Genomic DNA, 11,901 nt, shown 5'->3' with positions numbered 1-11,901 from the left:
CGTGGTGCGGCGGCTGCGCGCGGCGGGCGCCGTGATCCTGGGCAAGACCAACACGCCGGAGTTCGCGGCGGGGGGCAACACCTTCAACGCGGTGTTCGGTGTCACGCGCAACCCGTGGAACCCGGACCGCAGCCCTGGGGGCAGCACGGGGGGCGGCGCGGCCGGCCTGGCGACGGGGATGTTCGGGCTGGCGCAGGGGACGGACCTGGGCGGCTCGCTGCGCATCCCCGCATCCTTCTGCGGGGTCGTGGGATTGCGCCCGTCCGTCGGCCTGGTTCCGACGTGGCCGCAGGAGTACGCGTGGGACCCGGTGCAGGTTACGGGGGTGATGGGGCGCACGGCGGAAGACGTGGCGCTCGGCCTGCAGTCCGTCGCGGGGCCCGGCGAGTACACGCCGCTCGCCCAGCCCATCGCGGGGCGCGACTTCGCGGCGGCGGTGCGCACGGCGGACGTACGGGGCAGGCGCTTCGCCTGGTGCCGCGACATCGCGGCCATCGGCATCGACCCGGACGTGGAGCGGGTGTGCCGCGAGGCGGCGTTCGCGCTGCGCGAAGCGGGGGCGACGGTGGAGGAGATCGAGCTGGACCTTTCCTACGCGCGCAAGCCGTTCCTGGCGCTGCGCGGGCACTGGTTCGTCTCACAGCTCTATCCGCACCTGGACAAGGTGGACGAGTTCGGCGTGAACGTGGCCAACAACGTCCGCGCGGGGCTCAAGGTCACGCCGGTCGAACTGGCGGAGGCGGAGGTCACGCGCAAGCGCATCTGGGAGCAGTTCCGCGACCTGTTCCGCCGCTACGACCAGTTGCTGACGCCCACCATGGCTGTCCCCCCGTTCCCGGTGGAGGAGAACTTTCCCCGCACGGTGGCCGGGCGCGAGATGGCAACGTACGTGGACTGGATCGCCCCCACCTTTGTGCTGAGCATGACGGGGCTGCCGGTGGCCTCCGTCCCCGCGGGGCTGGATTCCGACGGCATGCCGGTAGGGATGCAGATCGTGGCGCCGCCGCAGGGCGAGGAACGCGCGCTCGCCACGGCGGGAATCGTGCAGCGTCTGCGGCCGCTTCCCCGTCCGCCCATCCTTCAGGGAATAGGGAATAGGGAATAGGGAATAGGGAATAGGCTGCACCCGCGAACACGACGCGTTTCGCACGGCATCGATCGTCATCCACCGAAACACACCACGCGCGGCGGACGCGCATCCATCCACAGGAGAAAAGCCCGCATGCCCTACGCAGCCCGCATCCAGCCCGGCACCCGCGTGCGCCTGAAGGACCACGACCCGGCGGAGTCGGGCGGGCTGGACAAGGAAGCGGGACAGAAGCGCTTCGCCGAGCTGAACGCGGAGCTGGACGCGCTGCAGGAAGAATTGCACGCGGCCGGCACCCACAGCGTGCTGATGGTGCTGCAGGGGATGGACACCAGCGGAAAGGACGGCGCCATCCGCAGCGTGATGCACAACCTGAATCCGCAGGGTGTGCGCGTGGAATCGTTCAAGGTGCCCACCGACGAGGAGCTTGCGCACGACTTTCTGTGGCGCGTGCACAAGGTCACGCCGGGCAAGGGAATCTTCGGCGTCTTCAACCGCTCGCACTACGAGGACGTGCTGGTGGTGCGCGTGCACGGGCTGGTGCCGGAACCGGTGTGGCAGGCGCGCTACGAGCACATCAACCACTTTGAGGCGATGCTGGCGGACAGCGGCACCATCATCGTCAAGTTCTTTCTGCACATCAGCAAAAAGGAGCAGGCGGAGCGGCTGCACGAGCGCGAGGAAGAGGTGGGCAAGGCGTGGAAGCTTTCCGCCGGCGACTGGCGCGAGCGGGAAAAGTGGGATGCCTACCAGGAAGCGTACGAGGACGCGCTAAGCCGGTGCAGCACCGAGGCCGCGCCCTGGTACGTGGTCCCCGCCGACCGCAAGTGGTTCCGCAACCTGGCCATCACCGAGGCGCTGGTAGAGACGCTGCGCGGCTACCGCGACGACTGGCGCGCCGCGCTGGAAGACCTGAGCCAGGCCAAGCTGGCCGAACTGGCCGCCTACCGTAAGCTGCTCGAGGAAAAGGCGGAGTAGTCAGGGGATCGAAGCGCTTCGGACGGTCTGGGAGCACGCCCCCTCCGGGCGAGCACCACTCGCCCACCCCCGAAACTGCCGGGGGAGGTTGACTGTGGGGTGGCGATCGAGCCGCTTCGGACGGTCCGGAGCGCCCCCTCCGGGCCGGCACCACCGGCCCACCTCCCCCGAAACTGCCGGGGGAGGTTGATCGCGCCCGACCGGCTGTCGGAGCGCAATCGAAGTTCTCCTCTCCCCCCTGCAGTTCGGGGGGGAGAGGCCGGGAGAGGGGGGGCCCCCCGCGGACGCAGTTCGATCCCGTTCGTCGAGCCACTGAACCCAGCGGCGCCGCCTCCCCTCTCCGTGAGGAACGAACGGGGAGGGGCCGGGGGAGGGGCACCCCCGTCGGACGCCAGTTCGATGCCTGTCGCCGAGCCACCGAACCAGCGGCTACCCCCTTCCTCGCGTCGTGAGTTCGATTTCCGCAGGCCCGCCGCGTAGATTGCCATTCCGTTTCGCGCAATTCTCCATCCGACCGACCGATATCCCCCATGACCACGGTGTCCCGCAGGTCCAGCGTATCCGAAAAGGCGAGCCGGTTCACGGAGTCGGTGATCCGCGAGATGACGCGGCAGGCCATGAAGTACGGCGCGGTGAACCTGGCGCAGGGGTTCCCCGACTTTGGCGCGCCCGAGGCCATCAAGCAGGCGGCCATCGACGCCATCGCCAGCGACGTGAACCAGTACGCCATCACCTGGGGCGCACGCGACTTTCGCGAAGCGCTGGCCCGAAAGACGGCGTGGCACCTGGGGCTGGAGATCGACCCTGAGCGCGAGGTCACCGTGACCTGCGGCAGCACCGAGGCCATGATCGCCACGCTGATGGCCACGGTAGATCCCGGCGAAGAGGTGGTGATCTTTGAGCCGTTCTACGAAAACTACGCGCCCGACGCCATCCTTTCCGGCGCGAAGCCCGTGTACGTAAAGCTGCACGCGCCCACCTGGAGCTTCGATCCGGACGAGTTGCGCGCGGCGTTCACGGAGCGCACCAAGGCCATCATCCTCTGCAACCCCAACAACCCCGTGGGCAAGGTGTTCACCCGCGAGGAGATGGAGTTCATCGCCGGACTGTGCCGCGAGCACGACGCGCTGTGCATCACCGACGAGATCTACGAGCACATCCTCTACTCGCACGCCGACGGCACGCCGGCAAAGCACGTCTGCATGGCGCAGCTGGAGGGGATGCGCGAGCGCACCGTCGTCATCAACTCCATGTCCAAGACGTATTCGGTGACCGGGTGGCGGGTGGGGTACGCGATCGCGCCGCCGCACATCACCGCCGCCATCCGCAAGGTGCACGACTTTCTTACGGTGGGCGCCGCCGCGCCGCTGCAGGCGGCCGGCGCCTTCGCGCTGTCACTGCCGCCGGAGTACTACGACAAGCTGCGCGCGGACTACCAGGCGCGGCTGGACCTGTTTCTGCCGGCGGTGGAAAAAGCGGGCTTCGGCGTTACGCGGCCGGAGGGGGCGTACTACGTGATGACGGACATCAGCGGCTTCGGCTTCGCGAACGACGTGGACTTTGCCATGCACCTGGTGAAAGAGGTTGGCGTGTCGTGCGTGCCCGGAAGCAGCTTCTACCACCGTCCGGAAGACGGGGCGCAGCAGGTGCGCTTCTGCTTCTGCAAAAAGGACGAGACGCTGCTGGCCGCCGTCGATCGTCTGGCGAAGCTTTCGTAAGCGGCGATACGTGACCGGCCTCGTCAGGGCGCCTGATGATTGATGCGATTCTGATCCGGCAACGTGCCGTCCGCCCCAGGAGCGAATGAATTCGCCGCTGAAAATTCGCAAAGTCCGCCCGCGCGGACTCGGCGGCCTGGGGGTGTGCGGCGTTCCAGGCGCCTGCGCGTCCGCTACCGGAAATCACCGGATCGGGCCGCGATCAGCCTGAATTGATGGTTGGTATTACGAATTTGGTCCTGGCGGACTGTACTTCTGAATCGGGGGACGGATGAACGGCGCAGCGGCGGATGGCGAAGACATATTCCCCGGTTCGCGGGGATCGGCGCACCTGGTGGAGTGGATCGACCGGGTGCTGATCGATCTGCGGGACGGGCGCATCAACGACGCGCGCGCGGCGCTGGAGTCGCAGGAGTGGCGCACGCTGAACCTGGCCGGCATCCCCGATCCCATCCGCAACCAGATGCACGAAAGCCTGGAAGCCGCGGCGCAGGCGCTGCGGGAGGATCAGCCCTCCCCCGGCGAGGCCGAGGCAGCGCTGCTGATCGCACGCTCCCGCTTTATCCCCGGGGGCTGACGCACCGCCGCGTTCGCGCCAGCCCAGCTTTCCACACTCCAACCCGAGATCACCATGCGCTGGATCAACCTGCTTCTGCTTGCCGCCGTCGCCACCATGCTGGCGTCGGTGCCGGCCGCGGCCCAGGTGATGGGCGTGTATACGCTTACGCACCTGGAGGGCCGGGCGCTCCCCGCGCCGTCGCCGGACGAGAACAACGTCACCGTGCACGCCGCCACCATCCTGTTCGAGGAAAACGGCGGCTACACGTTCGCGCTGCGGACCAGCATGGCGGACCCCACCCAGATTGAGCACCGGCAGACGACGGGGAGGTACCGCGTGGAAGGTGACACGCTGTTCCTGCAGATGGAGGACGGCTCTGACCCGATCCCCCTGGCCTATACCCTGGAAGGCGGCCAGCTTACGCTGCGGGTTCCGGCCGGGTATGCGTACACCTTTCAGCGCAACGGCGAGAACCTGGAGTAGCGCGCGGCCGCATGTCGCTTCTTTCGGTGGATGGCGCCGGCTTCGCGGGCACGAAGCGGACGCACTCAACAAAAGACGCAGATGAGCGAGGATTTTCTCTTCGCGCATCTGCGTCATTTTGTAAGCTGTGATCCGATCTGCTCAGTCTGCGGCGACTGCGGAATTTACTCGAGCCCGTGCATCGTTCAACCGTGGATCCAGCCGGCTGACCGCGCGGAGCGCCTCATCCGGAAATGCGTGCAGCAGGTAAAGAAGGCGGAACGTGGCGCCGGAAGCGAGCTTCCCCTGGCGCAGCTTCGAAACGTAGCCGGGCGACAGGTTGGCGAACCGCTCGATCTGCACCTGCGTGAGCCCCGTGCGGCGCAGATCGTTGATCAGCGCCCGCTGCTGCCGCAGCCGCTTGCGCCGGTAAGCCCGCTCCAGTGCGGCGTCCAATGCTTTCGTATGAGCCAGGTCAAGGGCCATGTCTCCGCACACGTCGCACACTGGAAGGATAAGATCATCACGAATCCGCACGTTGGGATCGTCGCGATGGTCCATCACCATTCCCGCTACGTTGGTAGGCCGGAGCATACCCATCCCGCATCCGCCACATGCGCGGCCGTCGCTCGCGCTGTCCATCATTGGAACCTTTTCCTTGTAGAGCGGGGGACCACCCCCGAACTCGTTACGAGATCGTACTCAGCCGGGTGGCAAGAGACGATTCCCGGCTGCCCATCGCGTATGTGAATCTCGATCTTCAGGTACCACCCTTCTTCGTCGATCAGCTTGCCGTAAACGTCGTGCAACTGCCCACCTTCCGTCTTCAGGGTGTGCGCATAATCTCCCTGCTGGAGTGAGAGCACCGCGCGCTTGGCATACTCGCGAGCCTCCAGCCTGTCACACCGCCAAAGTTTCTTTATGATCTGGAGCGCACGCGTTATGTAGACATGGAAGTTTTCCTGCCGGACCTCTGCCTGGAACTGCGCCAGATCGACAGCAGGCCCAGGTAACCCGCCCCGCCCATCCCACCATTCATTGGACTCAGTCCTATTGTAAGCGAAACCGCCTCCCTTGTAAAGGAGGCGGCAACAAGATCGAAGGAGTCCACTATGTACAGCCGACGCTCGGAGCACAATGGACACTCCGAACACGCCACCCGTGGCCCAAAGTGGTCAAACGAACAGCTTCGCCACCTCGGGCTTTATCACCTTGCCCATGGCGTTGCGGGGGAGGGCGTCGACGCGGCGCAGGTCACGGGGGAGCTTGTAGGGGGCCAGGTGCTCGCGCGCCCACTCCTGCAGCGCCTGTAGCGTGAAACCCGCATCCTCCGGCACCTCCACGGCCGCGCAGACGCGCTCGCCCCACTGCTCGTCCAGCACCCCCACCACGGCGCACTCGCCGATCAGCGGGTGCGTGCGCAGCACCTCTTCGATCTCCAGCGCGGAGACCTTGTAGCCGCCGGTCTTGATGATGTCGACGCTGCGGCGGCCCAGGATGCGGTGATATCCATCCTCCACCACCGCCACGTCGCCGGTGCGGAACCAGCCGTCGCGGAACGCCTGGGCGGTGGCGTCGGGGCGGCGCCAGTACTCCAGGAACACGCCCGGCCCGGCGATCTCGATCTCCCCCGGCGTGCCGGGCTCCACCTCCGCGCCCTCCTCGTCCACCAGCCGCGCGCGTACGCCGGGGAGCGGCATCCCCACCAAGCCGGGGCGCCGCTCGCCGTGCAGCGGGTTGCTGAGCGCCATACCGATCTCCGTCATCCCGTACCGCTCCAGCAGCACGTGGCCGCTGATCTGCCGCCAGCGCTCCAGCGTCTGCACGGGGAGCGCGGCCGATCCGCTCACCATCAGCCGCATCCGCCGGCACCCCGCCGACATCCGCTCGCGCCGCGCCTCGTCCGCGCCATCGTAGGCGGCGATCAGGCGGCCGTAGACGGTGGGAACGGCCATGAACAGCGTCAGCCGCCCGCTCTCGATCACCCGCCACACCTCGTCCGCGTCGAAGCGCGGCACGATCTCGCAGACCGCGCCGGACCAGAGCGCGCAGGTGAGCACGTTGACGATGCCGTGCACGTGGTGCAGCGGAAGGACGAGCAGGATGCGGTCGTCCGCCGTCCACTCCCACGCCTCCACCAGCGCCGTCACCTGGGCCTCCAGGCCCGCATGCGTGGTGACGGCCCCCTTGGGCTTACCCGTCGTGCCGCTGGTGTAGACGATCATCGCCCGCCGCGCCCGATCGATGGAGGGGAGCGGGCCCGGCTCCGCCTTCAGCGCGTCCGCCGTAAGCAGGAAGCGGCTTCCGTTGCGCTCCGCGATCGGCCGCAGCGCCTCCGCGAACTGGGGGTGCGCGACGACGATCTCCGCGTCCGCATCCTGCACCACGTACTCCAGCTCCGCGGGGGGGTGCGAGACGGCGAGCGGCACCGCGATCCCGCCCGCGCGCCACACACCCCACTGCACGGCCACGTAGTCCCACCCGGGCGGCGCCAGGAACGCCACCCGCGCCTCGCGCAGGTCTTCCCTCCCCTGCAGCAGCGCGGCCGCCACCCGCGCGGACGTATCCAGCAGATCCGCGTACGTGAACGTTCCCTCCGCGGCAACGACTGCGGTGCGCCCGGCGTGCTCGCGGGCGTGGGCGATGAGGGGAAGATCGGCGGGGGGCGAATTCATGGGCGGCGCCGGGGGAAGCGGGTGGAGGTCTCGGCTACGGACAAGGTAAGCGGCCCCGGCACCGCGCGCACTCGGCTCCCGGCCTGCGTCGGATTCAGCGGCCTGATACGTTCGCCGAGGCGTAAGGGTACGGGACGGCCTCCGTATCGGGCGACCATTCACCTGACCGGAATCGCGCAGGGAACAAACCGGGCCCCGGCCGGGAATCAATCTGCCCCTGTGCCGCACTCCCTCCACATCGAACGCCCATGCCGAGCGACCTTCTCCTCCGCCGCCTTGCCGCGCCGGCGCTCCTGCTTATGCTGGGCGCATGCGAGCCTCCGACGCCGCCGGACCCGTTGCCGGAGCCGGAAACGCTGACCCCGGCGGAGTGGCTGCAGGCCAACGCGCACCCCATCCGCTCCCTCTCGATCGCCGATCGGGACTTCAGCGACCTGCAGCCGCTCAAGGCCGCCATTGGCGACGCGCGGGTGGTGATGCTGGGCGAGCAGACCCACGGAGATGGGACCACGTTCCTGGCCAAGGCGCGGCTGGTGGCGTTTCTGCACCAGGAGATGGGCTTCGACGTGCTGGCGTGGGAGAGCGGGATGTGGGACCTGGCGCAGGCGTGGCGGCACGTGCAGGCGGGCGAAGACGTGCACGAGGCCGCCAGGCGGTCCATCTATGCCCTGTGGATGCGCAGCGAGGAGGTGCTCCCCACCTTCGACTACGTGACGAGCACCCTGGGCACGGCGCGGCCGCTGGAGATGGCGGGGGTCGACAACCAGTTCTCCGGCACCCTGGCCCGCGATTCCATGCACGTCCTGACGGAGCAGTTCGCGCGGCGCATCGGCTCGGCGGTGCCGGACGACCCGGAGTGGCCCGCGGCAAAGGAGACGCTGCACGAGCTGGCGTCGTCGCTGCACTACGAAACCAAGCCCACCGCGGCCGAGCAGGCGCGGCTCCTTCGCCTGCTGGCCGCCCTGGCCGCCGACGCCGGCGCGCGCCCACCGACGGACCGCGAGGCGCGGTTCTGGAGGCAGGTGCTGGCCGGCGTGGACGCGCACGCGCGCGCCACGTGGGCCTCGCCCCCCAACCAGTCGAACGTGGAGGCGTCGGAGGCGCGCGACGCGCAGATGGGGCGCAACGTGGTGTGGCTGGCCAACGTGCACTACCCCGGCCGCAAGATCATCGTCTGGGCGGCCAGCGCGCACATCGCCCGCGGGGTGGCCGAGCTGACCAGACTGAACGGCGGGCAGCCATACCGGTACACCTGGAACATGCGCATGGGCGCCCAGGCGCACACGGTGCTGGGCGACGACATGTACACCATCGGCTTCACGGCGGGAACGGGCACGCACGCGCCCTACCACCTCACGCCCACCACGCTGGAGGCGCCGCTCGCGGAGTCCATGGAAGCGTACTTTTCGCAGGCGGGGCTGCAGAACGCATTCGTGGACTTTCGCGCCCCGTCCGCGCACGGCGAATGGCTGCGCGACGTGCAGGCGCGGCCGTTCGGGTACATCTACTACCGCGGCAACTGGGCACAGGTATTCGACGGGATGATCTACACGCACGTGATGACCCCCAGCACCCACGCGTCCCGCTGATTCGCGGGCCCATCGGAGTCCGCAAAAGAATGGGCCTCACACGGAGTTAACGGAGTCAACGGAGTTTTCTCGTGCCGTTTCCGCCGAGGCAGCCGCGTGCGACAAAAAAATGGGTCTCACGCAGAGTTACCAGAGTTAGCAGAGTTTTACGTGGCGTTTGCTCAGCGCTTGCGATGCCGGGATTTGCCAGGTGTCGGGTGCAGGTGGGGCAGTCGACGAGGCAGGATCTTTTGTGAGGGTGTCGGGAACGGGAGGTAGATGGAATGCGGCAGGGGGCCATCCGCGTTTTTGGGAGGAACACCATTCCCGCCATCTCCGCGACGCTGCCGGCATCGAAAAGGCGCGCATCAAGGTTGAGGCTTCCTCCGGTGCCAGCGCGGCATCGGGGGGGATGATCCGCTCGGGTTTGCTCGCCGTTACGAGACGATGCAGATCGGTGGCTAATGTCCGAGGCGCACCGGAGCAGGTCGATCGCACCACCTGATGCGCGATCTGGAAAACCCTCCGCACACTCCAGGATGGAGGTGGGCGGCAGGATGGGCAGACGGGGATGATGAAAACGAAAAAGCCGGCGGCCTGGGAGAGATCCCGGGCCGCCGGCCGCTTCAACTACACGACCTTCGAGCGTCTGGGATTTACGGCGCGGTCCTGGTCACCACGAAGGTAGCGCGGTACTGGGACTGCGGGATGGGCGTCGTGGAGCTCGGGTACGGGGCAAGCGACACCAGCGCGACCTGGTAGGTGAGATAGGCGACCGACTTTGGATCCAGATTGGTGTTCAGCTCGGCGCCGAAGCCTTTGCCGTCCTTGGAGAACACTGCCCGAACCACGGCGTTGCCGGCCCACACGCACTGCACACCGGTGGGGCAGCGCGAATCGCTGGGCACCTCCTGAAAGCGGATGGTCAGCGCCTCGCCAGCCACGACGGCGCTGCCGCCCACCGCCAGCTCGAACGGCTGGTCCAGTGTCGCCCCGACGCTGGTCGGCGGGACGGCCGCGGGCGGCGCAGCGGGGCCGCATGCGACAACGCCCACAACGCAAAGGAGGGCGAAAACGGCGCTTTTCATGGGTCGCATCTTCCGGTTCATGCGTATCCATCCATTCGCCCGGCGACAGCCCACCGGCCGCCGAGCCTGCACAGTTTCCCAGAGCCCGAACGGCGGCGAGGCCGGAGGATGCGCATCCGCCGGCCTCGCCACATTCCCAGTCTCCGTTCCCGGCGCCCCACGCCAAGCCTTCATCCAAACCAGGGTGCCGCACGCGTCGTTATCTGCCGATCAGAAGAACACGGGCTCCTGGTGGCGCCGAACATCTGAACCGGTACGGCACGGCTCAAACACTTTCCGGATCGATCCCGGCGATCTTGAGCAGGCTGGACTGCAGACCACGTTTCAAAGGCTTGCTTCCATGCACCGGTACCGAGATGCGCTCCGGGCGGCCCTCCTGGCGGTAGATGTGGTGGCTTCCATGAACGCGGGCCAACTCCCATCCATGTTGCTCCAGAATCCGCCCGAGTTCCTTGCCCGTCAACAACCTCACACCGCGATCTCCAGCACCCGGGTCCCGCTGCCGGACTCCGGTTCATCGACCTCGACCGACAGGCAGCCCTCCACTGCTTCGTAGAGGTTGCTCAGCAGCTCTTCGAACGTTTCCCCTTGCGTGGCACAGCCGGGAATGGCGGGAACCTCGGCCCAGTATCCACCCTCTTCGGCCTCGTGGACGACGACGCGCAGCTTCATCGCAAACTCCGGATCAGAAGAACACGGGCTCCTGGTAGGCGCCAAAGACCTCTTCCAGGGCCGCGCGGATCTCGTACAGCGTGGCGTAGGCGCGCACGGCGTCCAGCATGGCGGGGATCACGTTCTCCGTGGTGCGCGCCGACTGCTTGAGCCGCTCCAGCGTGGCGTCCACCTGCGCCTGGTCGCGGCGCTGGCGCATGGCGGCCATTCGCTCGCGCTGCCGCAGTTCCGCCGCCTCGGTGATCTTGAGCAGCGGGATCTGCAGCTCCTCGCCCTCGACGGTGAACTCGTTCACGCCCACGATGGTCCGCTCGCCGCGCTCGATCTCCAGCTGCTGGCGAAAGGCGCTGCGGGCGATCTCGCGCTGGAAGTACCCCGCTTCGATCCCGGGAACCACGCCGCCCAGCGCGTCGATCTCGGCAAAGATGGCCTCGGCCTGCGCCTCCATCTGGTCCGTGAGCGCCTCCACGTAGTAGCTGCCGGCCAGCGGGTCGATGGTGTTGGGCACCCCCGTCTCGTAGGCCAGCACCTGCTGCGTGCGCAGGGCAATCTGCACGGCGCGCTCCGTGGGGAGCGCCAGCGTCTCGTCCATGGAGTTGGTGTGCAGCGACTGCGTGCCGCCCAGCACCGCCGCCATGGCCTGGTAGGCCACGCGCACGATGTTGTTCTCCGGCTGCTGCGCCGTGAGCGTCACCCCCGCCGTCTGCGCGTGCGTGCGCAGCCGCCAGCTCTCGGGGTTCTTCGACCCGAAGTCCTCGCGAAGGTGGCGCGCCCAGATGCGGCGGGCGGCGCGGAACTTGGCGATCTCCTCTAAGAAGTCGACGTGGGCGTCGAACAAGAACGACAGCCCGGGCGCGAACACGTCGACGTCCAGGCCGCGCGACAGCCCGAGCTCGACGTACCCGAACCCGTCGGCCAGCGTGTAGGCCAGCTCCTGCGCGGCGGTCGATCCCGCCTCGCGGATGTGGTAGCCCGAGACCGAGAGCGGCTTGTAGGCCGGGATCTTGTCCGCGCAGTACTCCATCAGGTCGCCGATGAGCTTGAGGTGGGGCTCGGGCGGGAAGAGCCACTCCTTCTGGGCGATGTACTCCTTG

General features: G+C 67.8%; 12 protein-coding genes. 6 read left to right on the top strand and 6 right to left on the bottom strand.

The genetic code is table 11. The features are described from left to right. The 5 genes from ACOJUJ_RS13090 to ACOJUJ_RS13070 all read left to right on the top strand — a co-directional run. The coding region (locus ACOJUJ_RS13090) for an amidase (protein ID WP_420127329.1) at nt 1–1,105 on the top strand (1,105 nt) is incomplete at its 5' end. A 117-nt stretch (nt 1,106–1,222) separates the two neighbouring features. Beyond that, on the top strand, nt 1,223–2,065 hold the full coding sequence (locus ACOJUJ_RS13085; RefSeq protein WP_420127328.1) for a polyphosphate kinase 2 family protein: 843 nt from the start codon (nt 1,223–1,225) through the stop codon (nt 2,063–2,065). Nucleotides 2,066–2,595: 530 nt separating this feature from the next. Beyond that, the gene (locus ACOJUJ_RS13080) at nt 2,596–3,783 is read left to right on the top strand and encodes a pyridoxal phosphate-dependent aminotransferase (RefSeq protein ID WP_420127327.1); all 1,188 of its coding nucleotides are present in this window, start codon (nt 2,596–2,598) and stop codon (nt 3,781–3,783) included. Between the two features lie 271 nt (nt 3,784–4,054). Continuing rightward, complete coding sequence (locus ACOJUJ_RS13075) at nt 4,055–4,360, top strand: hypothetical protein (RefSeq protein ID WP_420127326.1); 306 nt, start codon at nt 4,055–4,057, stop codon at nt 4,358–4,360. A gap of 54 nt (nt 4,361–4,414) precedes the next feature. Further along, a complete protein-coding gene (locus tag ACOJUJ_RS13070; protein WP_420127325.1) occupies nt 4,415–4,825 on the top strand; it encodes a hypothetical protein in 411 nt (136 codons plus the stop codon). A gap of 141 nt (nt 4,826–4,966) precedes the next feature. On the opposite strand, the gene ACOJUJ_RS13065 is transcribed toward ACOJUJ_RS13070, so the two are convergent. Next, the gene (locus ACOJUJ_RS13065; RefSeq protein ID WP_420127324.1) at nt 4,967–5,365 is read right to left on the bottom strand and encodes a hypothetical protein; all 399 of its coding nucleotides are present in this window, start codon (nt 5,363–5,365) and stop codon (nt 4,967–4,969) included. Between the two features lie 614 nt (nt 5,366–5,979). Then, nucleotides 5,980–7,479: an acyl-CoA synthetase gene (locus ACOJUJ_RS13060; RefSeq protein ID WP_420127323.1), complete on the bottom strand. Its 1,500-nt coding sequence runs from the start codon at nt 7,477–7,479 to the stop codon at nt 5,980–5,982. 248 nt (nt 7,480–7,727) lie between these two features. Here ACOJUJ_RS13060 and ACOJUJ_RS13055 point away from each other — a divergent pair, with 248 nt between their 5' ends. Next, nucleotides 7,728–9,068 (top strand): erythromycin esterase family protein, encoded by a 1,341-nt coding sequence (locus tag ACOJUJ_RS13055; RefSeq protein WP_420127322.1) that lies wholly within the window; start codon nt 7,728–7,730, stop codon nt 9,066–9,068. A gap of 635 nt (nt 9,069–9,703) precedes the next feature. Here ACOJUJ_RS13055 and ACOJUJ_RS13050 read toward each other — a convergent pair. The 4 genes from ACOJUJ_RS13050 to ACOJUJ_RS13035 form a co-directional block, all read right to left on the bottom strand. After that, the gene (locus ACOJUJ_RS13050; RefSeq protein WP_420127321.1) at nt 9,704–10,135 is read right to left on the bottom strand and encodes a hypothetical protein; all 432 of its coding nucleotides are present in this window, start codon (nt 10,133–10,135) and stop codon (nt 9,704–9,706) included. Nucleotides 10,136–10,400: 265 nt separating this feature from the next. Further along, entirely contained in the window at nt 10,401–10,607 is a 207-nt protein-coding gene (locus ACOJUJ_RS13045) for a type II toxin-antitoxin system HicA family toxin (RefSeq protein ID WP_420127320.1), read from the bottom strand. After that, nucleotides 10,604–10,807 (bottom strand): type II toxin-antitoxin system HicB family antitoxin, encoded by a 204-nt coding sequence (locus ACOJUJ_RS13040; protein ID WP_420127319.1) that lies wholly within the window; start codon nt 10,805–10,807, stop codon nt 10,604–10,606. Before ACOJUJ_RS13040 ends, ACOJUJ_RS13045 begins: the two co-directional genes overlap by 4 nt. Before the next feature lie 13 nt (nt 10,808–10,820). Beyond that, on the bottom strand, nt 10,821–11,901 hold a 1,081-nt coding region (locus ACOJUJ_RS13035), incomplete at its 5' end, for an acyl-CoA mutase large subunit family protein (RefSeq protein ID WP_420127318.1).

This window comes from Longimicrobium sp., assembly GCF_048594345.1.
Lineage (GTDB): Bacteria > Gemmatimonadota > Gemmatimonadetes > Longimicrobiales > Longimicrobiaceae > Longimicrobium.
Note: the sequence above shows the minus strand (reverse complement) of the source record. Positions and strands in the feature narration are given on the sequence as shown.